The organism is Corynebacterium sp. MSK158, assembly GCF_030229085.1.
Classification (GTDB): domain Bacteria; phylum Actinomycetota; class Actinomycetes; order Mycobacteriales; family Mycobacteriaceae; genus Corynebacterium.
The window spans coordinates 18286-43596 of record NZ_JASPHJ010000008.1; the positions used below are offsets into that span (position 1 = coordinate 18286).

Annotated in this window: 24 protein-coding genes; 6 read left to right on the forward strand and 18 right to left on the reverse strand. The window is 61.0% G+C overall.

All coding sequences use genetic code 11. The features are described from left to right. Nucleotides 1-148 precede the first annotated feature (148 nt). The 9 genes from QP915_RS07470 to hemW form a co-directional block, all read right to left on the reverse strand. Nucleotides 149-1165 carry a formamidase gene (locus QP915_RS07470; protein ID WP_284768889.1) on the reverse strand — a complete coding sequence of 339 codons (1017 nt, stop codon included), beginning with the start codon at nucleotides 1163-1165 and terminating at the stop codon, nucleotides 149-151. A 209-nt stretch (nucleotides 1166-1374) separates the two neighbouring features. Continuing rightward, nucleotides 1375-2223 carry a pyridoxal kinase PdxY gene (gene pdxY / locus QP915_RS07475; RefSeq protein ID WP_284768890.1) on the reverse strand — a complete coding sequence of 283 codons (849 nt, stop codon included), beginning with the start codon at nucleotides 2221-2223 and terminating at the stop codon, nucleotides 1375-1377. Between the two features lie 52 nt (nucleotides 2224-2275). Beyond that, the gene (gene ybeY / locus QP915_RS07480; RefSeq protein ID WP_284768891.1) at nucleotides 2276-2893 is read right to left on the reverse strand and encodes an rRNA maturation RNase YbeY; all 618 of its coding nucleotides are present in this window, start codon (nucleotides 2891-2893) and stop codon (nucleotides 2276-2278) included. Beyond that, nucleotides 2890-3870 (reverse strand): PhoH family protein, encoded by a 981-nt coding sequence (locus QP915_RS07485; protein ID WP_005326444.1) that lies wholly within the window; start codon nucleotides 3868-3870, stop codon nucleotides 2890-2892. Before QP915_RS07485 ends, ybeY begins: the two co-directional genes overlap by 4 nt. A 23-nt stretch (nucleotides 3871-3893) precedes the next feature. Beyond that, nucleotides 3894-4652 (reverse strand): 16S rRNA (uracil(1498)-N(3))-methyltransferase, encoded by a 759-nt coding sequence (locus tag QP915_RS07490; RefSeq protein ID WP_284768892.1) that lies wholly within the window; start codon nucleotides 4650-4652, stop codon nucleotides 3894-3896. After that, nucleotides 4652-5806, reverse strand: coding sequence for a molecular chaperone DnaJ (dnaJ, locus tag QP915_RS07495; RefSeq protein WP_284768893.1), 1155 nt, complete (start codon nucleotides 5804-5806; stop codon nucleotides 4652-4654). The genes QP915_RS07490 and dnaJ overlap by 1 nt, the downstream gene beginning before the upstream one ends. Nucleotides 5807-5875: 69 nt before the next feature. Further along, nucleotides 5876-6925, reverse strand: coding sequence for a heat-inducible transcriptional repressor HrcA (gene hrcA / locus QP915_RS07500; RefSeq protein WP_023020999.1), 1050 nt, complete (start codon nucleotides 6923-6925; stop codon nucleotides 5876-5878). Between the two features lie 10 nt (nucleotides 6926-6935). Further along, nucleotides 6936-8108, reverse strand: coding sequence for an ATP-binding protein (locus QP915_RS07505; protein WP_086589206.1), 1173 nt, complete (start codon nucleotides 8106-8108; stop codon nucleotides 6936-6938). Nucleotides 8109-8217: 109 nt separating this feature from the next. Further along, on the reverse strand, nucleotides 8218-9357 hold the full coding sequence (gene hemW / locus QP915_RS07510) for a radical SAM family heme chaperone HemW (protein ID WP_284768894.1): 1140 nt from the start codon (nucleotides 9355-9357) through the stop codon (nucleotides 8218-8220). Nucleotides 9358-9504: 147 nt separating this feature from the next. Here hemW and QP915_RS07515 point away from each other — a divergent pair, with 147 nt between their 5' ends. The 3 genes from QP915_RS07515 (at nucleotide 9505) to QP915_RS07525 (ending at nucleotide 13060) form a co-directional block, all read left to right on the forward strand. Next, complete coding sequence (locus QP915_RS07515; protein WP_284768895.1) at nucleotides 9505-10902, forward strand: hemolysin family protein; 1398 nt, start codon at nucleotides 9505-9507, stop codon at nucleotides 10900-10902. Beyond that, entirely contained in the window at nucleotides 10902-11960 is a 1059-nt protein-coding gene (locus QP915_RS07520) for a CNNM domain-containing protein (protein ID WP_239278682.1), read from the forward strand. Before QP915_RS07515 ends, QP915_RS07520 begins: the two co-directional genes overlap by 1 nt. A 227-nt stretch (nucleotides 11961-12187) precedes the next feature. Beyond that, entirely contained in the window at nucleotides 12188-13060 is an 873-nt protein-coding gene (locus tag QP915_RS07525; RefSeq protein WP_284768896.1) for a hypothetical protein, read from the forward strand. A 221-nt stretch (nucleotides 13061-13281) separates the two neighbouring features. On the opposite strand, the gene QP915_RS07530 is transcribed toward QP915_RS07525, so the two are convergent. The 5 genes from QP915_RS07530 to QP915_RS07550 all read right to left on the reverse strand — a co-directional run bounded on the left by QP915_RS07530 (nucleotide 13282) and on the right by QP915_RS07550 (nucleotide 18034). Further along, nucleotides 13282-13422, reverse strand: a complete 141-nt coding sequence (locus tag QP915_RS07530) for a hypothetical protein (RefSeq protein ID WP_284768897.1) — start codon at nucleotides 13420-13422, stop codon at nucleotides 13282-13284. Then, nucleotides 13380-13637, reverse strand: coding sequence for a hypothetical protein (locus QP915_RS07535; RefSeq protein ID WP_284768898.1), 258 nt, complete (start codon nucleotides 13635-13637; stop codon nucleotides 13380-13382). Before QP915_RS07535 ends, QP915_RS07530 begins: the two co-directional genes overlap by 43 nt. Before the next feature lie 103 nt (nucleotides 13638-13740). Continuing rightward, nucleotides 13741-14925 carry a hypothetical protein gene (locus tag QP915_RS07540; RefSeq protein WP_284768899.1) on the reverse strand — a complete coding sequence of 395 codons (1185 nt, stop codon included), beginning with the start codon at nucleotides 14923-14925 and terminating at the stop codon, nucleotides 13741-13743. A gap of 343 nt (nucleotides 14926-15268) precedes the next feature. Then, nucleotides 15269-15949: a hypothetical protein gene (locus QP915_RS07545; RefSeq protein ID WP_005324183.1), complete on the reverse strand. Its 681-nt coding sequence runs from the start codon at nucleotides 15947-15949 to the stop codon at nucleotides 15269-15271. A gap of 252 nt (nucleotides 15950-16201) precedes the next feature. Continuing rightward, nucleotides 16202-18034: an AMP-dependent synthetase/ligase gene (locus QP915_RS07550; protein ID WP_284768900.1), complete on the reverse strand. Its 1833-nt coding sequence runs from the start codon at nucleotides 18032-18034 to the stop codon at nucleotides 16202-16204. Between the two features lie 94 nt (nucleotides 18035-18128). On the opposite strand from QP915_RS07550, the gene malQ reads away from it, so the two are divergent. Beyond that, nucleotides 18129-20252 (forward strand): 4-alpha-glucanotransferase, encoded by a 2124-nt coding sequence (malQ, locus tag QP915_RS07555; protein WP_284768901.1) that lies wholly within the window; start codon nucleotides 18129-18131, stop codon nucleotides 20250-20252. 34 nt (nucleotides 20253-20286) lie between these two features. On the opposite strand, the gene QP915_RS07560 is transcribed toward malQ, so the two are convergent. Further along, complete coding sequence (locus QP915_RS07560; protein ID WP_284768902.1) at nucleotides 20287-20526, reverse strand: hypothetical protein; 240 nt, start codon at nucleotides 20524-20526, stop codon at nucleotides 20287-20289. Then, nucleotides 20519-20734, reverse strand: coding sequence for a hypothetical protein (locus QP915_RS07565; protein ID WP_005324176.1), 216 nt, complete (start codon nucleotides 20732-20734; stop codon nucleotides 20519-20521). The genes QP915_RS07560 and QP915_RS07565 overlap by 8 nt, the downstream gene beginning before the upstream one ends. A gap of 38 nt (nucleotides 20735-20772) precedes the next feature. Between QP915_RS07565 and QP915_RS07570 the strand changes: the two genes are divergently transcribed. Further along, a complete protein-coding gene (locus QP915_RS07570; protein WP_284768903.1) occupies nucleotides 20773-22077 on the forward strand; it encodes a carboxylesterase family protein in 1305 nt (434 codons plus the stop codon). Nucleotides 22078-22090: 13 nt separating this feature from the next. On the opposite strand, the gene idi is transcribed toward QP915_RS07570, so the two are convergent. Both idi and QP915_RS07580 read right to left on the reverse strand, forming a co-directional pair. After that, nucleotides 22091-22627: an isopentenyl-diphosphate Delta-isomerase gene (gene idi / locus QP915_RS07575; protein WP_284768904.1), complete on the reverse strand. Its 537-nt coding sequence runs from the start codon at nucleotides 22625-22627 to the stop codon at nucleotides 22091-22093. Beyond that, nucleotides 22624-23172: a hypothetical protein gene (locus QP915_RS07580; RefSeq protein WP_284768905.1), complete on the reverse strand. Its 549-nt coding sequence runs from the start codon at nucleotides 23170-23172 to the stop codon at nucleotides 22624-22626. Before QP915_RS07580 ends, idi begins: the two co-directional genes overlap by 4 nt. Nucleotides 23173-23362: 190 nt before the next feature. Here QP915_RS07580 and QP915_RS07585 point away from each other — a divergent pair, with 190 nt between their 5' ends. Then, nucleotides 23363-25273 carry an ABC transporter ATP-binding protein gene (locus tag QP915_RS07585; RefSeq protein ID WP_284768906.1) on the forward strand — a complete coding sequence of 637 codons (1911 nt, stop codon included), beginning with the start codon at nucleotides 23363-23365 and terminating at the stop codon, nucleotides 25271-25273. Nucleotides 25274-25311: the final 38 nt, after the last annotated feature.

The following is a 25311-nucleotide window of genomic DNA, read 5'->3' on the forward strand; positions in this document are numbered from 1 at the left end:
GGCGCAGATACGAATACGCCAGCGGATTCGGATACGGGTGCGGTTGAAGGCTACGAGTATTAACAGATAGAAGGAAGAGCGTTAAGCAACGTCAAGGCCCTGCGCCCGTAAAGATGGGTGCAGGGCCTTGGTGGTCGATTATCGGGGCTTACTTAAACTCGTCCGGCAGCGGGCCGAGCTGCGGGCCGTCCGGGTAGTACTTCCAGCCGTCCTTGATGCGGACGTCGTCAGCCCAAGGCAGCCTATACTCGCCCTTGGCCAAGTCCTCGACCCAGGTGAGATAGTTGTCGGTCTTGCCGCCGGGGTAGCCCACGTACCCGCGGTTGCCCAGGTTGAAGATGTTGTTTTCTAGGCCCCAATTGATGCGGGCCTTATCAGCCAGCTCTGGGAAGATTTCGGCAGTGACGATTTCGCCGGGATTGCGGTGGCCCTCAGAAATCATGTGGCCGTCGTAATTGCAGACGTTGCCTTCACCGAAGTAGTAGAAGGTGTTGTCGTAGCCAGCCAGGTTCACGGAGGCGGTATACATCAGGTTTTGGAAGGCATTGGTCTTATTAGTCATGATCCACTGATCCTGGGTCTGCGTGGAGTAGCCAGAGATACGGATATAGACGTTGGCGCCCTTGTATGCAGCCTCGCGCGCGAGCTCAGGGAACATGCCATCGTGGCAAATGTTCACGGCAAGCTTGGAGCCCTTCGGGCCGTCGCAAACCGGCATGCCCAGATCGCCTGGGTACCAAGGCTCGATGGGAGTCCACGGCTGAAGCTTGCGGTAGTGCAGTGCGATTTCGCCATCGGAGTTGATGATGATGGCGGTATTGAAAGGCGGCTTTCCTTCCTCATGGTTTGGCTCCATGATGGAAAAGACGCCCCAGACATCATTGTCTTTGCAGGCCTGCTTGAACTGGTCCACCTTTGGGTCATCGAGGCCGATGAGGAATTCATCATAGGACCAAATCTTGGTGTTGAGACCGGAGGAAGAATATTCCGGGAAAACAATAAGGTCGAGGTCTGGGTAGCCGGCCTTGGTGGAACCCACCATGCGGCAGATTTCGTCCACACTAGCCTGGACGTCTTCCGGGGTATTGACCACCGGAACGGGATACTGAATGAGGGCCATCAACAGGCCGTCGGGGGATGCGCTAATGCTGCCGGTGCTGGACATAGTGGACTCCTATCGCAAGGTAGATGATGTGATGGGAGCCATATTACCGACGCACTAGTGGTACGTCACACTATTCGACCGGAGAAGTAGTCTCGTATAAGAGACTCATCGTAAGTCGCCTTGATGAAATAAGAGAGCCGAGCTAAGGGGAAGGTTTACTCAGCTCGGCCGACACTCGATAGACCTAGCAGATTAGGCCCAGGCGTGGATTAAAGCTCCTCGGCGCTGAATTGCATGCGCGGGTGCGCAAATACGTCTTGGGACTGGATGAGCTGGAGCTCGGCGGTCTCAGCCTCGTAGGTGTTTTCCAGCAGGTCATATACGGAAGAGGCGGTGCGGCGCAGGGACTCCTTAACATCGCTGGTCTCGGTGTAGTGGCCGGTAAACAGGGCGGCGGTGACGTCGCCGGAGCCGTTGCGCTTGAACGGCAGCAGCGGCGTGGACACAAGGAAGGCGCGGTCGCCGTCGACGGCAAGCATCTCAATCTGGTCGTCGGCAGTCTCTGGGCGCTTGACGGAGGTAACCAGAACGGTCTTCGGGCCGATTTCCTGCGCCTTCTTTACTGCGGCGAGGGTTTCATCCAGGGTGCCGACCTCGGAATCGGTGAGGTAACCCAGCTCAAACTGGTTGGGGGTGATGATATCGGCGACGGGCACGACGCGGTCGCGCAAGAGCGGCGGGATCTCATCGGAGACGAAGCAGCCGGACTTGGCATTACCCATTACAGGGTCGCAGGCGTAGAGGGCCTTAGGGTTGGCGGCCTTGATGCGGCGGACGGTTTCCACGATGGCGTCGGCAATGTCGGCGCCGCCCTGGTAGCCAGAAAGGATGGCGTCGATCTGCGGGAAGGCGCCGCGCTTTTCAATGCCGTCGATGATGGAGGTGACATCGCTGGCTGGAATCATCGGTCCGCCCCAGTCACCGTAGCCGGTGTGGTTGGAGAAATTCACCGTGTGAACCGGCCATACCTCATGGCCAGCGCGCTGCAGGGGAAAGACGGCCGCAGAGTTGCCAACGTGGCCGTAGGTGACGTGGGACTGGATGGAAAGGATAGTCATAGCTACCCATTGTGCTACGCTGCCCGCGCGCTCACCAAGGAAAAGACAAAAATTATTCCTCCGGGTTATCTTGCGGTTCGCCCACCGCAGGGATTCCGCCGCCGGGAACCTGCTTGTCTAGGTTGGCGCGCTCGGCGGCGTCAGGAAAAGCCTTGGGGCCGGAGGGCTTGGGCTGATAGGCAACACCGCGCTCGGCTAGATCGTCGTACCAATCCGCAAGCAGCTCGTTTTGGCGGCCGAACATTTCTTTTTCCTCGGCCGGAGTGGAGTGGTCATAGCCCAAAAGATGCAGGCACCCGTGGACCGTAAGCAAGGCAAGCTCATGGCCTAAGGAATGGCCGGCGGCTTCTGCCTGGCGCAAGGCAAATTCGGGGCACAGCACAATATCGCCCAGCATGGCCGGGCCTGGGTCGACGGCGTCGGGGCGGCCGCCGCCTGCAATCGCGCCGGGGGTGAGCTCATCCATGGGGAAGCTCATAACATCGGTGGGGCCTTCCAGATCCATCCAGCGCACGTGGAGATCCTCGATGGTCTTCAAATCCACACAGGTGATGGTGCACTCAGCATCGGGGTTAATATCCATGGCGCCGAAGGCATAAGAGGCGACGTCAATCAGCATCTCCTCGTTGACGCCCTCGAAGCCGGATTCATTGAGAAATTCGATACTCATTCCATTCCCTCGTATTCAGCGGCTTTCTTATTATCAAAGGTCTCATACGCATTGACGATGCGCCCGACCAGCTGGTGGCGCACCACGTCCTTAGACCCCAGGTCCGCGAAGTGGATATCATCCACATTGCGCAGGATGCGGCGCACGATGCGCAGGCCCGAGACCTGGCCGTGTGGAAGGTCTACCTGCGAGATATCGCCGGTGACCACAATCTTGGAGCCAAAGCCCAAGCGAGTGAGGAACATCTTCATCTGCGCCGGAGTGGTGTTTTGAGCCTCATCAAGGATGACAAAGGCATCGTTCAACGTGCGACCGCGCATATAGGCCAGCGGGGCGACCTCAATGATGCCGGCTTCCATGAGCTTAGGAATCATTTCTGGGTCGAGCATGTCCCGCAGGGCGTCATAGAGCGGGCGCAGGTACGGGTCAATCTTGTCATTGAGCGTGCCCGGCAAAAAGCCGAGCTTCTCCCCTGCCTCCACGGCCGGGCGAGTGAGGATAATGCGCGAGACCTGCTTGGTCTGCAGGGCCTGCACGGCCTTGGCCACCGCCAGGTAGGTCTTGCCGGAACCGGCCGGGCCGATGCCAAAGACTACCGTATTATCGTCGATGGCCTGCACGTATTCAGACTGACCCACTGTCTTTGGGCGGACGGCCTTGCCGCGGCGCTTAACGATGTCCGCCGCCAGCGCCGCCGATACCGACTGCGGCGCCTCCACGGCCACCATGTCCATGGTGTGCTTGACCGTATCGGTGGACACGGCGTGGCCGCGGCGGGCGATGGCCTCGAGCTCATCGAGGATCTTGGCGGCGCGAGCCACTTCATAATCAGGACCGGTGACGGTGACGACATTGCCGCGGGCAAACAGGTCCGCATCCAGGCGGTTATTGAGCACGCGCAGGTTATCGTCCGCACTACCCAGCACGCTGCTGACGTAGGCGGAATCTAGCTCACATTTCTTCGTGATGATAGGCACGTGCTTTAGGCTACCAGCGCCTGCTACCAACGCTCGGTGCGCATGCCGATTGCCGCTAGCGCCACCATTGCCGCACTCGCCGTGCGCAGCACTTCCGGGCCGAGCTTGATGGGCGTGGCGCCGGCTTCTTTGAGGCGATCGAGCTCAGCGTCGCCAATGCCGCCCTCGGGGCCGACGAGCAGGACGACGTCCTCTGTGAGCGGCACGTCCTTGATGGAGACGGTTGCTTCCTCGTGCAATACAAGCACGGTCGGTGCGTTGGAAGAAGCGCCGTCGCGGCGACCGGTGAGCTCTCGAACGAGCTGCGGGGTGGTCAGCGGACCGCGCACCTGCGGGATGCGGGCGCGGCGGGATTGCTTGGCCGCGGAATCAGCGGCCGCCTGCCACTTGGCCACCGCCTTCGGCGCCTTCTTTCCGTCCCATTTAGCCACGCAGCGGTCCGCCTGCCAGGCGATAATCTCATCCGCGCCTGCCTGGGTGGCGAGATCCACCGCGAGCTCGGCACGCTCGGATTTCGGAATGGCCTGCACCACGCTCACCCGCGGGGTGGGATCGGGCGCGGTCTCGATGGAGTCGACCGTACCTTCCAGGGAATCCTTGCCCGAGGTTACGGTGATGGTGAGGGTAAGGCGGGTACCGGTGCCGTCGATAAGCTCGAGGCGCTCGCCCTCCCCCATGCGCTTGACCGTCACGGCATGGCGGGCCTCCGGGCCGGAAAAGCTGAAGGCCTCGCCGGTGCGCGCGACGGAAAGATCCGGATGGATGAAGACGGGCAGCGACATTAGCGGCGGAACTTATCGCGGATGCGGCTGAAGAAGGATTCCTCTTGGCCGTCGCCGGTGGTGCGCACGCGCGCTCCCTCGTCGCGGGAGTTGCGGATCTTCTCCAGGGACTCGCGGGTCTTGCGGTCCAGGTCCTTCGGCACAACAACGTCCACGTGGGCAAAGAGGTTGCCGTAGCCATCGGTGCGCAGGCGAGGCATGCCGGCGCCATCGACCTTGATGGACTCGCCCGGCTGGGTGCCCGGCTCGATGTCGATGGTGAGCTCTTCGCCATTGAGCTGGTCGATGGTGAAATTGGTGCCCAAGGCGGCATCAATCATCGGCACGCGCACGGTGAGGTTCAGGTCATCGGCGTTGCGCTGGAAGACGGGGTGCTCCTCCGTGTGGACCTCGACGTAGAGATCGCCGGCTGGGCCTCCGCCGTGGCCGACCTCGCCTTGGGAGGCCATGCGGATGCGCATGCCATCATTGATACCGGCCGGGATATTCACGGTGATATCGCGGCGCTTCTTTACGCGGCCGTCGCCGGCGCAGTGGTTGCACGGATCAGTGATGACCTCGCCAAAACCCTGGCACTTCGGACACGGACGGGTGGTCATGACGTTGCCCAGGAAGCTGCGCTGCATCTCCTGGATTTCACCCATGCCATTGCAGTTATCACAGGTAACCGGCTTGGCCTTGGACTCGGAACCGGTACCACCACAGCTATCGCACAGCACCGCGGTATCCACGGTGACCTTCTTCTTTAGGCCGGTGTAGGCCTCTTCCAAAGTGATGCGGGTGCGCAGCAGGGCATCATTGCCCGGCTGGACGCGAGACTTCGGGCCGCGGGAACCGCCGGCGCCGCCGCCAAAGAATTCGGCGAAAATATCGCCGAGGCCGCCGCCACCGAAGCCGCCAAAGCCACCGGCGCCAGCACCGGCACCGCCGCCCTGCTCCATGGGGTCGCCGCCCATGTCCACGATCTGGCGCTTTTGCGGATCCAGCAGTACCTCCTGGGCCAGCGCGGCATCGCGGAACTTTTCCGCGGCAGCGTCATCATCCGGGTTCAGATCCGGGTGATACTTGCGGGCCATTTTGCGGTAGGCCTTCTTAATCTCCTGGTCAGTTGCGTTTTTATCAACACCGAGGATGCCGTAATAGTCACGAGCCACTGTAAGAGATATTCCTTCTAATTCGTCTTGTTGGGGTTAACTTGAAAAAATTATTCGCGGCCAGCCAGTTTACTCGCACTGCTCGCCGGCCAAAATTTCGCTCACATACCGTGCAACGGCAGAGACCTTAGAAATTGTTCCCGAGTAATCCATAAAGGTCGGCCCCACCACGCCGAGGCCACCGAGCGTGGCCACCTCATCGCCGGTGCCCAAGCCGTAGCCCGTGGCGACGACGGAGGCTTGGCGCAGCTGGTCTTCCTCGTTTTCCTCACCGATGACCACGGAGACGTTGCCCAGATCGGGCACGCGGGCAAGCAGCTTGAGGACGACGACCTGCTCTTCTAGTGCCTCAATAATCTTGGGCAAACCTTCCGGAAACTCGCGCGCCACGCGCGTCAGGTTAGAAGCACCGGCCATAATCAGCCGGTCGGAGGGCTGCTCCACTAGGGTCTCGATGAGGGTGGTGGCCACCTTGAGCACGTGGTGGCGGATATCCAAGGGGGCGTCATCGACAAGGTGGGCGAGTTCCACGGAGGCGTCGCTAAGCGTCTTGCCCACTAGCGCGCTATTGACGATGTCGCGCAGGCGGAAGGTCTGGTCCTGGTCAATGATTTCATCGAGCTCCACATTGCGCTGATCCACGCGGCCGTTATCGGTGATAAGCACCAGCAGCAGGCGCACTGGGGAGAGTGCCACGACCTCGCAGTGCTTGACGCGGGATACCTTGAGATTGGGCAGCTGGACGACAGCCGCTTGCTTCGTCACCTGCGCCAGTAGCTGCACCGAGCGGCGTAGCACATCCTCCAAGTCGACGCCGCCTTCCAAGAAGTTAAGCATCGCGCGGCGCTCCGGGGCCGACAGCGGCTTGACCTCGTGGAGGGAGTCCACAAAGTGGCGGTAGCCCTGCTGGGTGGGCACGCGGCCGGAGCTGGCGTGCTGCTGGGAGATAAGGCCCTGGGATTCGAGCACGGCCATGTCATTGCGGATGGTGGCCGAGGAAACTCCCAATTGGTAGCGCTCCAAGAGCGACTTAGAGCCAACGGGCTCCTGGGAGGCAATATAGTCCGCCACGATGGCGCGCAGGACTTCCTTGCGGCGGGCATCGGTTGAGGTAGACACTATGGCGCTCCTATTCGCTTCGGCGAATGATAAATTCTTTAAAGTTCGGGACGGTGTACCTGACTTTACCGTGCTCAGGGGAATAAATGAGACCTTTGTTTATGAGCTTAGCCCGCACCGGACCAAGAGCTTTATTATCCTTCCCTAGACGTTCACCGATTTCTTTCGTTTCCGCTGAACCATCGCCTAAGGCTGCCATGGCACTGAGATAGTCTCTTTCAGCTGGCGTAGCTCGATCCCAGCGAGCTTGGAAGAAGCCTGCGTCTAGTTGCTTTGTTCCCAAGCGAGCGGCCTGCCTTGCATCCGCAATGGTAAACGGTGAGATTTCGCCTACCTTCCAAATTTGGGATCCAAACTCCTGTAAAAAGTACGGATACTGTCCACTTGCCTCCGCAAGAAAATCCAGAGCGTCATCTTCGAATTCCACGTCTTGGCGCTCAGCGGGTGCAGATAGAGCTTTGCGCGCCGAATGCAAGCCAAGGCGGTCAATGGTGTGTACCTCAAACATGCGCTCCGCATAGGAGCGCGACCTAGCAACTTTTCCGGGCAAGCTCGGTAGACCAGCGCCGATTATATAAAAGGGTAGACGGTTTTGGCCTGCTTCATGCTGGGCTGAAATTAACGCCTCCATCATTTCCTCATCTAGGTCTTGCATTTCATCGATAAAGAAAGCAAGGGCCTTTCGATCCCTTTTTAGGGTTTCCGCTACAGCAGAGGTGACATCCTGCAGGTCGAGCTCTAGGTTTCCGGTAACAGGAGCTAAATCCTTAGTCTCCACTCCTAGGTTCATTGCTCCGTCCCCCAAGGAAAGGTGAAATGATGCAACCGCCCGCGACAGTGCCAAAGCACTCTCTTTCACCAACGCCTTCGCACGGTAGCGCAGCGAAGCTTTTCCTAGCCCGTTGGCAATTGCCCGCCGTACGCTCTCTGCCCCGCGCACTCCTTGCGAAGCTTCAACTTTTACCGTGAGCCAGTCACACTTATCGGCCCGTGATTTCAATTGGTTCAAAAGGACCGTCTTGCCGACTCCACGAAGGCCAATGAGCAGCATCGGGCGGCCAAGCAAATTGTTTTCTGCACGCTTAATCAAGTTGTCAAAAGCTTGTAGATCCCTGTCGCGCCCAGTGAGGACTGTAGGGGCAAGTCCCGAACCGGGGGTATACGGATTTAGTGCATCGTCCATATCAAAAGACTAACAAGAAAATAGCGGAATAACAGGTTTCTCATCGACTGAGTCAAAACTAACTGGTTTGGTTTCTACTGGACTAAGTCTAAAGATCTGGGAACGAGGATTAGGTTTCTTCGGCGACGAGGAGATCGGTGATGATGCCATCGGCCAGCAGGCGGCCGGGCTTGGTGATGCGTACGCGATTGCCGGCGCGCTCGAGCAGACCGCGGCCGATCAAGCGCTCGAGGGTGGGGGCAGCGTGGGCATCGAGCCAGGCCTCCGGGATGCCCTCGCGCAGGCGCAGGCCGAGCATGATCTTTTCCATGTGGCGGTCGGCGTCGGTAAGCGTCTCGGTTTCTTTGATGGGCAGCTCGTCGCGGCCGAGGGCCTCGATGTAGCGCGAGGGGTGCTTGACGTTAAAGAAGCGCTCGTTGCCCAAATGCGAGTGGGCGCCTGGGCCTGCACCCCACCAATTGCCGTCTACCCAGTAGATGCGGTTGTGCTCGCACTCGCCGCCGGGCTTGGACCAGTTGGAGACCTCGTACCACTCGAATCCTTCTGCCTCGAGGGTGGTAGAAATCATCTCATAGCGCCGTGCCAGCACGTCCTCATCGGGGGCGGGCAGGATACCTTTATTGACTTTGCGCGCCATGCGCGTGCCGTCTTCTACGATGAGCGAATAAGCACTGACGTGGTCTACGCCGGTTTCTAGCACTCGGTCGAGCGTCTCGCGCACATTGTCATCGGTTTCAGTGGGCGTGCCATAGATCATGTCGAGGTTGACATGCTCGAAGCCGGCGGCGCGGGCCTCGCGGGCGGCGGCAAAGGCGCGGCCGGGTGTGTGGGCGCGCTCGAGGACTTGGAGGACGCCCGGGGATGCGGACTGCATGCCGAGGCTGATGCGGGTATAGCCGGCGTCGGCAAGCTGGGCAAAATACTCCGGCGAGGTGGACTCCGGATTGGATTCGGTGGTGACCTCCGCCCCTGGTTTCAGGCCAAAGGTGGAACGGACGGTGTTCAGGATGCGGCTCAGGCCCTGCCCACCCAGCAGCGAAGGCGTGCCGCCGCCAATGAATACGGTCTCGGCCGGGCGGCCCACGCGCGCGGCCGCCAATTCCAACTCGCGATCCAAGGCATCCAGGTAGGGCCCAGTGAGATCACGCGGGCTGCCAAGCTCGCCCGGGGTATAGGTATTGAAATCGCAATACCCGCAACGAGTGGCGCAGAAAGGAACGTGGATATACAGCCCGAAGGGTTCAGTCATGGATAAAACCCTAATAGGCCGGGAACAAAATGGCCGAAAGCGGGGTTAAGCATGTAGTATGTTTCCATCTTCCCAAGTAGAAAGGCACCCTCAGTGGAACCTCCGAGTCGATGTCCCTACCTCCTTCTAGGCGGTGGGGAGTAAATCATGTTATCGGCTATTTTGATGATTCTGGCCGGCTTCGTAGTCATTGGCCTCATCATCGTCGCGAACGCATACTTCGTGGCCCAAGAGTTTTCCTATATGTCCGTGGACCGCACGCAGCTGCGGACCCAGGCTGCTGAGGGGGATAAGACAGCACAACGCGCGCTGGCTATTACTCAGCAGACCTCCTTTATGCTCTCCGGCGCGCAGCTCGGTATTACGATTACCGGCCTGCTCATCGGCTATGTGGCCGAGCCGCTCGTGGGCCAAGGCCTGGGTACCTTGCTTGGCGGCGTCGGCGTTCCCTCCGCGGTATCAGTCACCGTTGGTACCATCGCGGCACTTTTCATCTCCACGATTGCGACGATGCTGTTTGCGGAGCTCTTCCCCAAGAACTACACCATTGCCGCACCGATGAAGACGGCGCGCTGGCTGGCCGCCTCCACGCAGCTTTACCTGCGGATTTTCGGCTGGCTCATCCACTTCTTCGAGTACTCCTCCAATGCCATCCTCAAGCTCTTTGGCATCGAACCGGTAGAAGACGTCGATTCCTCTGCCACCGCCGATGACCTGGAATCCATCGTGGATTCCTCCCACGAGGCCGGCGATCTGGATGAGAATACCTACATGGTGCTCGACCGCCTGCTGGACTTCCCCGAGCACGACGTTGAACACGCCATGATTCCACGCTCCCGTGTGGACGTCATTGACCCGGACACCACCCTTGGTGAGGTCCGCGAGATGATGTCTACCGACCACACGCGCTACCCCGTCATCGACGATGAACACAATCCAATCGGCGTGGTGCATCTTATCGACGTCCTGGGAAGCGACCTGCCCGCCGCCACCAAGGCCACCAGCATCATGCAGGAGGCCGTCGTGGTCCCTGAGCTGATGCCGCTGCCGGATGTGGTGGAAGAGCTGCGCGATAGCGACCAGAAGATGGCGTGCGTTATCGATGAATACGGCGGCTTCGTGGGAATCGTGACCATGGAGGACTTGGCCGAGGAAATCTTGGGCGATGTCACCGATGAGCACGATATCGAAGAAACCGAGGAAATCACCGAGCAGGACGATTCCCACTGGTTGGTCGACGGCGATACGCCGATTGATGAGATCGAGCGCGCCATCGGCCACGACCTGCCTGAGGGCGACTTTGAGACCGTCGCCGGCCTCGTCATTGCGCACTCCGGTGCGCTGCCTGAGGTAGGCGAGGAACACACCATCCAGCTCGAGGCCGAGCCCGAGGACTGGGTGGACCACGATGAGGCCCCCGTTCGCTCCATCCGTCTGCGTGTGCAAGAGGTGGACCGCCACGTGCCGTCCGTGCTTGCCATCGAGCTGGTGGAGGATTACTCCGACCACTCCGATGATGATGCCGCTAAGAAGGAGGATGCATAATGACCGAATCTTGGTGGTTTAACCTCCTCGTTACCCTGCTTATCATCGCCGCTTCCGGCTTCTTTGTGATTATCGAGTTCTCCTTGATGGGCGCTCGCCGCAACCGTTTGGAAGAGGATGCAGAAAATTCCCGCACCGCTCGCGCCGGCCTACGCTCGCTCAATGAGCTGACCATCATGCTCGCCGGCGCGCAGCTGGGCATTACCGCCGCCACCTTTGTGCTCGGTGCTGTAACCAAGCCCTGGGTGCACCACCTGCTCATGGCACCGCTGGAGGCCGCGGGCCTGCCGCTGGGCATTGCCGACGTCGTCAGCTTCCTCCTCGCCCTCTTCATCGTCACCTTCCTCCACCTCGTGCTGGGTGAGATGGCACCGAAGTCTTGGGCTATTACTCACCCGGAGACCGCCCTGCAGTTCATCGCGGTCCCCGCACGTGGCTTCGTGTGGATCTTCCGCCCGCTGCTGAAGTGGATCAACGTCATGGCCAACAAAATGGTTTCCATGGCCGGCGAAGAACCCGTCGACCGCGCCGGTGCGGCCGGCTACGACGCGGAAACCCTGCGCACCTTGGTCGAGCACTCCCGCGAGACCGGCGCTTTGGACGATGAGTCTGCCAACCAGATTTCTGATGTCATCGAATTGGAAAACTCCACCGTTGGCGCCATGGCTCGCGAGCACGGCTCTGAGGTAGTGCCCCTGCCTTCCGACGCCACCGTGGAGGACCTCCAAGACCTCGTCGTACGCAAGAACATCATGCGCGTGCTGGTCTTCCCTAAGGACTCCCGCGTCCCCCGCGTGGTCCACGTGCGCGATACCTTGCTGGCAGAACCAGAGACCCCGGTTCTCGAGTTCTCCCGCCCTGCCCTGTCCGTGTCTTCTTCCACTACCGTGCAAAAGACTCTGGACCACATGCGCGCTCGCAACGAGCAGCTCGTCATGGTGGGCAAGGCCGATAAGGACAACGCCGTGTGGATCCTTACCTGGGACGACATCATGGGCCAACTGTGGCCGCAAATTACTGAGCAGCTAGATAAGGTCACCCCTCCCCCGGCCGTCTAGTTCCCGCCGCGTCCTCGCCCGTGCCCGTGCCCGCTTCATTGTGGCCGGCGCGGGCTTTGCCGTTTTCGCGCCCACGCGCAAGGGCTACTTCCCGGACTGTGGATAACTGTGGCCGTAACTTTCCCAGCCGCCACTTCGCTCACTCTCCTTTCCCTGCGGCCTTGTTATCCACAGGCCCGGCCGCCACCTCCTCGCACCAGCCGACAGCGTGCCCTTTCCTAGGAGTCATGACACCACCACTGACCAATATCGACTCCATCCGCACCAACCACCCCACCTTTTGGACCGACCTGAAAAACGGCACCTACCTCAAACTCGCACCACGCATCGCAGTCCAGCGCGATCACTACCATTGCCTCGACTTCCCCTCCCAGCTGCGTCTGCGCGCCATCGCCGCCGCCCGCAGCGCCTATACCGCGGTGCTCATCTCCAAGTCCGCTGCCCGCGTCCACGGACTGTGGGTCATCGCCACGGCCGAGGAAAAGATTGAAATGGCCCTTCCCACCAATACGCTTCCCCACAAGGACCGCCGCCATCCCGAGCGCATCTACCGCAAGGCTTCCCTTCCCGAACCCGTCCTCGTGGACGGCACCCGCTGCGTTTCCAAGGCCCGCGCGGTTATCGACGTCGCCCGCTACCACGGCTTCACCGACGGCCTCATCGCCGCCGACTCCGCTTTGCGCTCCGGTCTCAACCGGGAAGACCTCAAGGAAGAGTTCGCCCGCATGGGCCGGGTGCGCAATAGCCGCATCGTCCGCGCCGTAATCCACCACGCCTCTGCTCTTTCCCGCTCTCCCTACGAGTCTTTCGCTTGCGCCCTTATCATTGAGGCCGATTTCCCCTGGCCCATGTTCTTCGAGGCGCCGTTTAACGCGCTGCCTGGCATCACGACCGCCCTATGCATCAACAGCGCCTACCTCATCGACATCATCCCTGCGAAGGCGCTTGCCCACCAGCGTGAGCGCCACCGATGGCTGCGCGAGGCCGGCTTCACCGTCCTCTGCTATACCCCGCGGCAACTCATCGACCGCCCCACTCGCTTCCTGACCGACCTCATTTCCACCATCTCCGCCAGACAAAAGGCCGCCCGTTCTGCCTAAGACTGCGATTTTTCCTCCCGCCTTCCTCTACCCCGCCCTTCGCGCTCACCAGCGGTGCTTTCGCCGCGGAATCCGCTGCGCCGGTGAGCGCGAAGGGCAGGCGACGGCGAATGCCTCGCAAGAGAGCCCACCGAGACTTCACCCGCAATAAGAAAGAGCCTTCGCGAGCATATGCTCGCGAAGGCTCTACTACTTCCAGCTAATGCCTCAACAGGAAGGTCTTACTGGTTGATGCGCCATGGGACGCTATTCTTCGGCAGCATGCCGCGGGTGTAAAGGTAGTCAATGGTGGACAGGATGCCCAGCACCGTGCCGCCGCCTACGAGCGCAGCCAGGAAGGAGAACCCTGCGACGGAAGACATGTCTGCGTCCTTGCCGTCCTTACCGTTGATGCCTTCGCGGCCGTCACGTCCGTCGCGACCGTCTCGGCCATCACGTCCGTCTCGGCCATCGCGACCATCCTGGCCATCTTCGCCGTCGCGGCCGTCACGACCATCGCGTCCATCGCGGCCGTTCTCGCCATCCTTACCGTCACGACCGTCACGGCCATCGCGACCGTCGCGGCCATCTTGGCCATCCTGGCCGTCCTTACCGTCTACGCCATCCTGGCCGTCCTTACCGTCCTGGCCGTCTTTGCCCGGAACAACCGCAGCTTCGGTAGTGGAAGGTTCGGTGGATTCCTAAGAGGTCGGCTCTTCGGTGGCCGTTTCTTCTGCGGAGGTCTCCTCGGTGGAAGTCTCTTCTGCGGAGGTCTCTTCTGCGGACTCAGACGGGGTGCTCTCCTCAGAGGTAGCATCCTCAGAAGCCGGAGCCTCGGAAGTGGTTTCCTCGGAGGAAGGCTCCTCAGAAGGGTTGTCCTCAGCAGGCTGGTCCTTGGTCTTCTTACCGTTGAGCATATCGGAGCACAGCTGGCCGGCTGGGGCGTTCACGGCCGCGAGATCGGAAGCTGCGGTAGAGATGTTTTTCAGGGAGTCTTCGATGCTCTTCTGCTGGTCCTTGCTCAGCTTCAAGTCGCCAGCAACGCCGGCACCAGGAACCAGGCCGGCGATGGTGACGGCTGCATTAAAGAGCTTGAGGATTACCTTGGTGCCCTTACCAAAGGCGCCGTCCGCGAACTTGAGCAGGCCGGAAACGGTCTTCTTAGCGCCATCCGGGTTGTTCATATCAACGTCGGCATCGGCGTTATCGATACGGCCGATGGCCATGCCCTGGGCGCGGGAAAGATCCCAGGTCACGGTCTTGTCCTTCTCGCCTTCCTTGACCAGCTTGGCAATGCCGTCCCAGGTCTTGCCGGAAATCTTGTCAATGAAATCGGCCGGAACCAAGTCACCGACAACCGGGATGATCTCCCAGACGGTCTTGAGAATCTTTTCGCCGCCATCGTAGAAGGCCTTAGCCAGCGCAAGCTTGAGGTCAAGCATGTTGCCTTCCTTGTCAGGGGCATCAGTTACCTCACAGACGAGCTTGTCTTTCTTCTCATCCTTGACGACCTTGACGTTGACGTCGCCGTTGGAGGCCTCGGTCTGTGCAAGTTCCTCGAGGGTGGTCGGCTTTGCAGACTCCTCAGAAGCCGGAGCTTCGGCGGTCTCCTCCGCGCCGTCTACGGCGTACGGGGTGATGGACTCGGCAGCGTCTTCTTCCGCATCAAGTTCTTCCATCGCCTTATCGCCGGCGTTGTTTTCCTCCAGCAGGTTGCCGTCTTCATCGAATTCGATGCCGTTGAGGCTTACGGTATCGTCGGTGCTCTTTTCCTCGACGAAGGTGGTGTCGTCAGCCGCGACGGCGGTAGGCACAACAGTGATGGAAGAGAAGGTGGCTACGGCCACTGCGCTGGCAATAAGGCGAGAAGTTCGGCGTGCGCCCATGGATTAACTCCCTGTAGATGTGATTATAAATGAGATTGCGCTCGCCGCGTGTGGATGGTGCTAGGTCGCGGCGTTCGCATGGACAGGGAATACCGTACAGCGCGTTAAGAGTATTTTCTACTTAGATTTTAAGGTTGACTTAGCAACAATACCGCTGGATACAGCACCCAAGCCACTGAACAGGCATAACAGAAATTGTATAGAACGGCCGTTAACCTAAAATTTCCCTAAATGCTTCCCCGAATTGGGGCACCCTAGTGCAGAAAACTTCAACGGCCACCGAGAGAGGGAATCTCGGTGGCCGTGAACATCCCCTTGCGTGAAACAAGGAAGTCTATGTGATTTATGCAGTTGTAGCCCGGCGGGCCGCCTCGCGCTTAGCGCGGACCTTTTCCACCACTGCGGCAACGCGGGCGCGCTCTTCTAAGAACTGTGGTGGGTTATGCCCGCGCATCGTGCGGACATAGGCCGGGTGGGTATCAAGCACCGTGTGCTTCCACGCTTGGACCGCAATGAGTGCGGACTCGCCGGTGCGCTTGTACAAGTGCGGCAGCGAGACCATATCGAGGTTGCGGGCCACGGCGTCGGTTTGCGCGAGCACGTACTCGACTACCTCGCGGAGGTAATCCGCCACGGCCTGGGTGCGAGAGCGCAGGGACTCGGCCAGCTCGTGCACCACGATGGGCTTGGAGATGGGGAATCGCTCATCCAATAGGCGCGGGGTAAGTTGTTCCGGCTCTTCCACGTCATTCACGCCGGAAGAAGCGGCGGAAATGGTGCCGGAGCGCACGCCGGAGACTAGGGCTTGGCGCAGGCCCATTAGCTCGCCAACGCAGCGGCCGGAGTCAACGCGGGCGTCTTCGACGATATCGCCCAGCTCAGCTAGGCAATCCATGCACAGCTCTTCGTCCCAATCCTCGATGGCTTCAATGAGGTGCTCGAGATATTCTGCGACTTCGTCGCCGATATTGTAAATCTCTTGCGTAAGCTCGCGGTGGCGCAGCTCGGCGGCGATTTTATGCATAGGCTTCGAGCCACTCCTTCCACGGTCCCATTTCTAACCTCTAGTAGAGGTTGAGGTTTGCTGTAACGCCTCACGACTTTATGCGAGATCCGCCGCCACGAGCGTGCGACACTCCGAAGCCATTCACAGGTTTATGGCAGGTTCGCCCGCACTGGGGTGAGGATGGTGGGGTGAGCTGCAGAAGGGGGCGTCGGCAAGCAGGGCAAAAAGAAACACCCGAGGGAATTCCCTCGGGTGTACCCGTCGCGCAGTCTAGCGCTTGTACAGGTGCTCGATGGCCGCGGCATAGCGCTGCGCTACCACGTTGCGCTTGACCTTCATGGTGGGGGTCAGCTCGTTTTCTTCCTCGGTAAGGTCAGATTCAAGGATGTAGAACTTTTTGATGCCCTCCGCATGGGAGACGGTGGCGTTAACTTGGTTGATGGCATCCTGCAGCTCCGCGCGCAGGGTCGGATCGGTAGCCAGCTCGCGCATGGAGCGATTCTCCGGAATGTTGTGGTCCAGCTTCCAGCGCTTCAAAATGTCCGGATCCAGTGTCAGCAGCACACCGACAAAGGGCTTGCCATCGCCAACCACCATGGCCTGGGAGATAAGCGGGTGTCCGCGCAGGATATCCTCCATCGGGCCGGGCGAGACATTCTTGCCGCCGGCCGTGACAATGAGGTCCTTCTTGCGGCCGGTGATAACGAGCTTGCCGTCCTCATCAATCTCACCCAAGTCGCCGGTGTTGTACCAGCCATCCTCGAGGGCCTCGGCCGTGGCTTCCGGATTATTCCAGTAACCGTGGAAGACGATATCGCCCTTGATGCAGATTTCGCCTTCCTCATTGATGCGGAAGGTCACGCCACCCATTGGCGGGCCAACGGTGCCGATGGACTGATCCACAAAGTCCACCGCGGCCGCGGCGGCGACCTCGGTCAGGCCATAGCCCTCATAGACCGGGATGCCGATGCCGCGGTACCAGTGCAGCAGGTCATGGCCCATGGCCGAGCCACCGGTAATGCAATAGTTCACGTTGCCGCCCACGCCCTTGCGGATGGCGGAGTAGACCAGCTTGTCAAAGACCTTGTGCTTGGCCTTCAGCAGGCGGTCCGGGCCCTCCGGCTTATCCAAAGCCTTGGAGTACTCGATGGCTACCTTCTCGGACTGCTCAAAAAGCAGGGTCTTGATACCGGAATCGGCCGCCTTAGCAGCGGCAGAGTTGCGCACCTTCTCAAAGACGCGCGGCACGCCCAAGATGACGTTCGGGCGGGAGCGGGCGAATTCGATGGAGATGGTGGAAAAGTCCGACCAGTGGTTCTGGGAGGCACCACGCATGGCCACCGCAATGGATACCGCGCGGGCAAAGACGTGGGCCAGCGGCAGGAAGGTCAGGGTGTGGCTGCCCGGCACTGCGAAGATGCCGATGGGGTTGGTACACAGGCCACGGGTCTGGGCCAGCCAATTGCGGTGGGTCAGGATGCAGCCCTTGGGTCGTCCGGTTGTGCCGGAAGTATAAACCAAAGAAGCCAGGTCATCGGTGGAGGTGGCCTTGATGCGGGCGTATACCTCGTCGGCGGTCACGCCGCGGCCCTCGAACTTCAAGGTATCGATGGCAGAGGAGTTAATTTCCAGCACGCGGCGCAGCTGCGATGGGGAGCCCTTGAGGTTCGGCTCGCCGTCTTCTTGCAGCACCAAGTTTTCTACCAGCTCGGAGTGCTCGCGGGTTTCCGTGATGGCGAGCACGGCGCCGGAGTCCTCAATGATCCAACGCACCTGGGAGGCGGACGAGGACGGGTAGACCGGCACGGAGGCGGCACCGGCGGCCCAGATGGCGAAGTCCAGCAGGGACCACTCATAGCGGGTGGCAGAGATGAGGGCGACGCGGTCCCCCTGCTGCACGCCTAGGGCGATAAGTCCCTGGGCTACTTCAAAGACCTCATCGATGAATTCTTTGCCCGTAACGTTGACCCACTCGTAGTTAGCCGGGCGGGTAAACATGACGCCGTGAGGGCGCTTCTTCGCGGTATCCATCAGGGCGGTCAGGCAGGTTTCGCCCGGCTCGATAGTAAATTGCGCCGGGGTATGCACTTCTTGCAGGGTCACGCGGTGTCCTTTCGAACAGCTAATTATTAATCTTCGCCTACTGTACCAATCTGTTCCCCAGCAGGCGCGTTGTCCCCGTGGCACAATGTGGCCTGTGACTACCCGCGACTTGCTTGAAGAACTCGCTCAGCGCCACGGCGTGGCCACCAGCTATACCTCCCAATCTGGTTTCCCCGTCCACGTCGCTGAAGACACTATTGCCTATACCCTGCGCGCCTTGGGCGTGGCCATCGAAGACAATCCGGACGATGCGGCGCTCACGCAGCTGCTTTACGACGACTACCTGGACCGCTCCTCCCAACCCCTCCCCCACTGCGTTGTCGCGCCCCAGGGCCAGGAGCGCGGGTTCGTGGTCCACGTGCACGCGGGCGATGCCGCCGTCGTTCACATTGAGCTGGAGGAAGGCGGCACCCGCGAGGTCTACCAAGACCCCAATGACGCCCCGGATGCCAATGTTGATGGCACACTGTGGGGCGAGGCGAGCTTCCACATCCCCGGCGATCTGCCCATGGGGTACCACGAGCTGGTGTTGGAGTCCGAGGGCATCGGCAAGCATGCCTGCCCGCTGATTATCACCCCGGCGCGCCTTTTCACGGCCGATGAGTTTGTGGAGCGCCCCATTAGCGGCGTGATGGCGCAGCTGTATTCGGTGCGCTCGGAATCCTCCTGGGGCATTGGCGATTTCCAGGATCTGGGGCAGTTGGCGGAGACGCTGGCCCCGCACGCGGATTTCTTGCTGGTCAATCCGCTGCATGCGGCCGAGCCGCTACCACCGGTGGAGGACTCGCCGTACCTGCCCACCACGCGGCGCTTTATCAATCCGCTCTACCTGCACATCGAATCCATCCCGGAGCTTAAGCTCCTGCCGGAGGACCTGCAGGATGATGTGCGCGAGCTGGCCGAGGAGTTTCGCCAGCGCAATCGCAGCGCCGAGGAGATTGACCGCGACACCATTTTTGAGGCCAAGCTGCAGGTGCTGCGCGAGCTCTTCAACTACCAGCCCTCCCCGGAGCGCGAAGAGGCCTTCGTGCGCTACGCCCGCGAGGAGGGCCGTGGCCTGCGCGATTTTGCGTATTGGTGCGCGCAGCAAGACGCCGCGGCGCAGTCGGGCCAGCGCCATGCCGAAGGCCTGGACATGGACACGCTCACGCGCTTTTATTCTTGGCTGCAGTTCCTGTGCGATGAGCAGCTGGCCGCCGCGCAGCAGCGCGCACTCGAAGCCGGCATGCGCCTGGGCTTGGTGACTGACCTTGCCGTGGGCGTGCACCCGGGCGGCGCCGATGCGGTCAACCTCACCGAATACTTGGCGCCGCAATGTTCGGTAGGTGCCCCGCCGGATGACTATAACCAGCAGGGCCAGGATTGGTCGCAGCCGCCATGGCACCCGCAGCGCCTGGCCGCCGCGGGCTATGCCCCGTGGCGCGAGATGCTCTCCACCGTGCTGCGCCATGCCGGTGGCGTGCGCGTGGACCATATCTTGGGCCTTTTCCGCCTGTATTGGATCCCGCGCATGGCCAGCCCGCTGACGGGCACCTATGTCTCCTATGATTTTGAGGCCATGGTGGGCATCTTGGCCTTGGAGGCGCAGCGCGCCGGTGCGGTGGTCATCGGTGAGGACCTGGGCACCGTCGAGCCGTGGGTACAAGACGTGCTCGCGCAGAAGGCGGTGCTGGGTACCTCCATCGTGTGGTTTGAACGCGACGATGATAACTACTCCCCGCTGCCGCAAGAGAAGTACCGCCAGCTGGCGCTGTCCTCGGTCAATACGCACGATCTGCCGCCAACCTTGGCGTACCTGCGCGGCGATCATATTTCGCTCCGCGCGCGCTTAGGCGTGCTGACCCGCTCGGTGGATGATGAGCAGTGCGATGACATCGAATGGCAGGCCCGCGTATTGGGCGCGGTGGCGGACCGTGGCCTATTGCCGCAGCGCGATTACCTGGTGGATCCGGCCGAGCGCGCCTCCCGCGGCGAGGAGGAAGACATCTCTGTGGCGCTGCACCGCTATATTGCGGGCACGCCTTCGGCGCTTGCCTGCACCAGCTTGGTGGACATGGTGGGCGATGTGCGTGCGCAAAATCAGCCGGGCACCACGCACGAGCTTTATCCCAATTGGTGCGTGCCGCTGTGCGATACCAACGGCACTGCCCTGCTTATCGAGGATCTTGCTGAGGTGGAATTCTTCCAGCGCTTAGCAGCCACCAGCCGGAAGGACTAGCGCTGGCCCCGGCCTCGGCAGGCGGTGGGCGCGCCTAGGTCCACAGGCCGATGAGGGCAACGACGATGACCAGCGCGATCATCGTCCACAGTGTAAGAGAGACGCGGGATTTGGGCAGGGCGCGCTTGCGCTTTGCCGGCTGTGCGCCGGGAGCGGTTGCCGGGGCGGAACGCTGGCCGGCGCGCTTGGCTTCGGGGTCCCACAGGCCCTCGCGGGGGTTGGCGCGCAGCTCGGCGCGCTCCTGGCGCGCGCGCTCGTAATTTTCCTCAGCCATGATGGTCTACCTTAGTGCTGCGGCTGCGCTGCTGGGAAATCACTCCGGCGGCCCGATTGGCCACGCGGTCAACCGCCCACATCAGGCACCAGGCTATGACCACCATGAGTGGCACGGCGATGGCCACCACGATGACCATTTGAATCCACACGGGCGCCTGCACCAACAATTGCGATAGCGTGCTGCCCAAGCTCGTCAACCACTCCATAGCTACTTATCCTACTTGCTCGCGGTAATCTGGCTGTCATGTCGAGCGCCCAGATTCCCGTTACCGTCGCCACCGCTTCCGGCCGGATCACCGGCGTGCGCCGCGATGGCCTGCACTATTTCCATTCGGTGCGCTATAGCACCATCCCCAGCCCCTACTCGCCTGCCGAGCCGCTCGAAGGCACCCGCGACCAGGATGCCCGCGAGCCGCACCCAGCAGATATTGCGCTGAGCATTACCGCGCCTGCCGACGCCGCCGAGTGCCCCGTCGTGGTCTATATTCACGGCGGCCGCTTTGAGCACGGCTCGCACGAGGATTCACGGCTTACGGGAACGAAGAATGCCCGCCACGGGGTAATCCAGGTCAACGTGGGTTACCGGGTGGGCTTGGCCGGCTTTGCGCGCTTCGACGGCGATGAGGCGGACCGCTACCGCGGCATCGATGATTGCCTCTTGGCCTTGGAGTGGCTCCAGGACAATATCGAAGCCTTTGGCGGCGATAAGACCAAAATCACCTTGGTGGGCCAATCCGCCGGGGCGGCGATAAGCCTGTGGCTGGCGCGCCGCGATCATTTCCTGGGTGGGTTCCGCCGCGTGCTGGCGCTCTCGCCGGCATTCCCGCGCGACCGTTTTGAGCACCGCGTCACCGACCTGCGCCGGGCCCTGGGCGTGCCGGTCACGCGCCAGGCCCTGGAAAAGATGGACCCGGAATCGCTGGCCAAGGGCTATGCCAAATTCCGCAAGAAGTACCGCTTCGACGTCGCCTTGGGCCCCGCACCACTGCGCGCCGAAGAACTAGCGGATATTCCTATCGTGGTGACCTCCACCCGCGATGAGTTCTACACCATGCCAGCGGCCCAGCGCATAGACAAAATGGCGCTGGCCGGCTTTATTACCAGCTACCTCTCGCCCAAGTTTGGGATGTCGCACGATCGATTCAAGCAGTGGCGGCAGCTGGCGCACTACGTCGATCCGCAGCGGCCGATGGGCCGCCTCATCGGTGATGCCGCCGTGCGCCGCTGGACCGCCCAGGTAGCCGAGCACGCTCCAGGACCGACCTGGATGATGGAATTCACCCGCTCCGATTCGCCCGCGGTGCACTGCGCCGAGTTGGACCCGCTCTTTGGCGGCAGCGGAGGCGAGGAGGCGAACCCTACACCGGCCGGCGAGCTCAACGAGTGGCTGCGCCACTATGCCACCACGGGCGAGCCCGGATTCCCCAGCTACGGCGATGACCACCAAGTGCTGGAATTTGACCTGGATACAGGCGAGCGTCGGCTAGCCTATGCCACCTTGGACTATGTGGCCACGGCCTTCTATAACGACGACGAGCTTGGGGTGTAGCGGGCACCGAAAATTACAACGCGGCACGCAGCGTGCTGTCCGCGAGCTCGTCAATCATCCACGGGCTAAAGACGCCGGGCATGGCATCGGCGGCGGCGAAGAGGTTTTCTGGCTCGACCCACTGGTAGGAATCGACCTCGTCGGGATTGGGCTCCCAGGCGGCGTCGGCAGCAAGCTCGACGGTATATACCGGGCAGATTTCATTTTCTACCGTGCCGGAGGAATCCACCGCGCGATAGGAAAAGTCCGGCAGGATAAGCCGCGGGGTGGATAGATCCGTCGGCGCAATGCCGAGCTCAAAGGTAGCGCGACGCAGCACCGCGTCCGTGGTCTCTTCGCCGGGTGCGGGGTGGCCGCAAAAGGCATTGGTCCACACGCCGGGCCAGGTGCGCTTGCTCAGCGCACGGCGGGTGACCAGCACCTTGCCGCCGCAAGTCAGCCAGGCAGAGAAGGCAAAGTGCAGCGGAGTATCGGTGGTATGAACTTCGGCCTTGGGAGCGGTGCCGATGGCTTCACCTGCGGCAGAGGCCAAGACTACAAGTTCTGTCATAGATTAAGGTCTCCTACCCAGGTCACGTTGCCAATGTGCAAACGCGCATTCCACAGGTTGCCAGGCGTCACGTCATAGCGGTACTGCAGATTGACCGAAGCGCCCGCGCCCAGCGGATGATCGAGTCCCGGGGGTTCTACGCCCGGGGCGGACTCCTTGTCATAGGGCAAGGAATTGATCTTGGCCCAGCCGCCATTGCCATCGGCGCGCTCCAGGGTGGGGTCATCGAAGGCGTCGACAGGCAGGGGCACGTCGTTGTCGTTCTTGAGCAGAATGGTCACCACGGTGCCACCGGAGTTGCTATCGGTATACACGCCCTGCAACTCCCAGCTCACACCAAGGCCCTTATCCTCTACCGGCTCGGCCAGGTTGGAGGTAACTTCCTTATCGTCGGTGTCCTTGGCCTCGTACGGGGCTTCTTCGGAGCTGGAGACGGTGATATGGTCCCCCAGCCCGGTTTCTTCCGGCTGGAGAACGCTACATCCGGTCAGGGTCACGGCGAGTACGCTGACTACGCCCGCGCCGAGTGTGTGGGAAATTTTCACCGTGGATGGATCCTTTGCACGCGAAGATTGTTGTATTTCTGCACAAGTACCTTAGCCTAAACCTCCCTGAACTTAAGTATTTACGCTCGTTAACGCCGCATATGGCATACTGGGCAGTCGCTTAAATCTCTCCCTCCTTTTCCCTAATTCCGCGCACTAACCGCCGTTTCGAAGTGAGTGTGGTCTACTTATGAATTCCATTTTGCGCATTACCCGCAGTGCCTCCGCCCTGTGGCCCTTTTACCTGGGCGTGCTGCTGACCGCCACAATCACCGCAGTCGTCGCACTGGTCTCGCCGTTTTTGACGCGCGAAGCCACCGATACCATCGTGGACGCCCTGCAGAACGACACCCCACTAAGCGATGCGCTGCGCACGGTACTGTTGCTGGCAGTAGCGCTTTTTCTTGCCGACGCCGCCAATGCCCTCTTCCGCAATATCGGCGGCTACATCGGCGATGTCATGGTCTCGCGCCTGCGCGAGATTTTGTCCACGCGCTACTTTGCCAAGCTGCTGGCCCTCCCGCAGGGCTATTACGATAACCAGGTCACCGGCACGATCATCGCCCGGCTAGATCGCTCGATTGCCAATATCACGCAGTTCGTGCAGTCCTTTGCCAATAACTTCTTCACGATGATCATCCAGACCCTCGCGGTGCTGGCCATTACCGCGTGGTATTACTGGCCACTGGCTATCCTGCTCGCGCTGCTCTTCCCGGTCTATATGTGGCTTACCGCGCTCACCTCGAAGCGCTGGCAGAAGTTTGAGGCGGTCAAGAACGAGAATATTGACGTCGCCAACGGCCGCTTCGCGGAGGTCATCGGCCAGGTCAAGGTGGCTAAGTCCTTCGTGAGCGAAACCCGCGAACTCTCCCACTTTGCTCAGCGCTACCGCACCGTGGTCGATACCACCAAGCCGCAGTCACGCTGGTGGCACATGATGGATACCTTCCGTGGCCTAGCCATGGCGGTTATCTTCCTCGGCATTTACGGCGTAATCTTCTGGCGCACGCTCGAGGGGCATTTCTCCTTGGGCGATATGGTCATGTTGCTACAAATGGTCTCCAGTGCAAAGCAGCCGGTTTTCATGATGAGCTGGATTGTCGATACCGCCCAGCGCGCCATCGCCGGTTCCAAGGACTACTTCAAGGTCATGGAAGAAGAACTCGAGCCTACCGCACCGCGCGAGCTGGTTGCCGCCACCACCGGTTCACATACCCCGCAGCTCGACCTCACCCCGGTACGCCCGCTGGAGCCCACACCCGGCGCGCCGGTCTTCTCCTTTGACCATGTCTCCTTCGCCTACGAGGAAGGCAAGCCCGTGGTGGAGGATATTTCCTTCACCGCCTCTGAGGGCCACAAGGTCGCTCTCGTGGGCGAATCCGGCGGCGGCAAGTCCACGTTGCTCAACCTCCTGCTAGGCCTTTACCATCCCTCGGCCGGGCACCTCGATGTGCTGGGGCACCGAGTAGACGATCTCACTGCCTCGCGCCTGCGCGCCTCGGTGGGCGTGGTCTTCCAGGAGTCCTACCTCTTTTCTGGCACCATTCGCGAGAACATCGCTTATGGCAAGCCGGGTGCCACGGAGGCGGAAATCGTGGACGTCGCCAAGCGGGCCAATGCCCATGAGTTCATCCAAGCCTTCCCGGACGGCTATGACACGGTCATTGGTGAGCGCGGTCTGAAGCTTTCCGGCGGGCAGAAGCAGCGCGTCTCCGTGGCGCGCGCCATGCTCAAGGACGCGCCCATTCTGGTGCTGGATGAGGCCACCTCGGCGCTGGATACCAAGTCCGAGCGCGCTGTGCAGGCCGGCCTGGATGAGCTAATGAAGGACCGCACCACGCTGATTATTGCCCACCGTCTCTCCACCATTGCGGATGTGGATACCATCATCACCCTGGATCGCGGCCGCATTGATGAGATGGGCTCGCCGGCCGAGCTGGCGCAATCCGGTGGCATTTATGCCGAGTTGCTCAAGCTCACCCAATCCACCTCGGCCGCGGACCGCCGCCGGTTGAAGAAGTATGGTTTTGTCTCCGGCCCTGCCTCCGAATCCGAAGACGCGGAGGAGGACTCCCGGTGGGCCGACCAGGCAGATGAATAAAAGCGCATAAAAGCGCTGGGGTGGCCGCGGGCTGCGCG

What these genes read in the sequence shown, in the direction of transcription:
- QP915_RS07470 (WP_284768889.1), bottom strand. Translation starts at nt 1,165, where the DNA reads ATGTCCAGCACCGGCAGCATTAGCGCATCCCCCGACGGCCTGTTGATG.
- pdxY (WP_284768890.1), bottom strand. Translation starts at nt 2,223, where the DNA reads ATGACTATCCTTTCCATCCAGTCCCACGTCACCTACGGCCACGTTGGC.
- ybeY (WP_284768891.1), bottom strand. Translation starts at nt 2,893, where the DNA reads ATGAGTATCGAATTTCTCAATGAATCCGGCTTCGAGGGCGTCAACGAG.
- QP915_RS07490 (WP_284768892.1), bottom strand. Translation starts at nt 4,652, where the DNA reads ATGTCGCTGCCCGTCTTCATCCATCCGGATCTTTCCGTCGCGCGCACC.
- QP915_RS07505 (WP_086589206.1), bottom strand. Translation starts at nt 8,108, where the DNA reads ATGGACGATGCACTAAATCCGTATACCCCCGGTTCGGGACTTGCCCCT.
- hemW (WP_284768894.1), bottom strand. Translation starts at nt 9,357, where the DNA reads ATGACTGAACCCTTCGGGCTGTATATCCACGTTCCTTTCTGCGCCACT.
- QP915_RS07515 (WP_284768895.1), top strand. Translation starts at nt 9,505, where the DNA reads ATGTTATCGGCTATTTTGATGATTCTGGCCGGCTTCGTAGTCATTGGC.
- QP915_RS07520 (WP_239278682.1), top strand. Translation starts at nt 10,902, where the DNA reads ATGACCGAATCTTGGTGGTTTAACCTCCTCGTTACCCTGCTTATCATC.
- QP915_RS07525 (WP_284768896.1), top strand. Translation starts at nt 12,188, where the DNA reads ATGACACCACCACTGACCAATATCGACTCCATCCGCACCAACCACCCC.
- QP915_RS07530 (WP_284768897.1), bottom strand. Translation starts at nt 13,422, where the DNA reads ATGTCTTCCGTCGCAGGGTTCTCCTTCCTGGCTGCGCTCGTAGGCGGC.
- QP915_RS07535 (WP_284768898.1), bottom strand. Translation starts at nt 13,637, where the DNA reads ATGGCCAAGATGGCCGCGACGGTCGCGATGGCCGTGACGGTCGTGACG.
- QP915_RS07540 (WP_284768899.1), bottom strand. Translation starts at nt 14,925, where the DNA reads ATGGGCGCACGCCGAACTTCTCGCCTTATTGCCAGCGCAGTGGCCGTA.
- QP915_RS07545 (WP_005324183.1), bottom strand. Translation starts at nt 15,949, where the DNA reads ATGCATAAAATCGCCGCCGAGCTGCGCCACCGCGAGCTTACGCAAGAG.
- QP915_RS07560 (WP_284768902.1), bottom strand. Translation starts at nt 20,526, where the DNA reads ATGGCTGAGGAAAATTACGAGCGCGCGCGCCAGGAGCGCGCCGAGCTG.
- QP915_RS07565 (WP_005324176.1), bottom strand. Translation starts at nt 20,734, where the DNA reads ATGGAGTGGTTGACGAGCTTGGGCAGCACGCTATCGCAATTGTTGGTG.
- QP915_RS07570 (WP_284768903.1), top strand. Translation starts at nt 20,773, where the DNA reads ATGTCGAGCGCCCAGATTCCCGTTACCGTCGCCACCGCTTCCGGCCGG.
- idi (WP_284768904.1), bottom strand. Translation starts at nt 22,627, where the DNA reads ATGACAGAACTTGTAGTCTTGGCCTCTGCCGCAGGTGAAGCCATCGGC.
- QP915_RS07585 (WP_284768906.1), top strand. Translation starts at nt 23,363, where the DNA reads ATGAATTCCATTTTGCGCATTACCCGCAGTGCCTCCGCCCTGTGGCCC.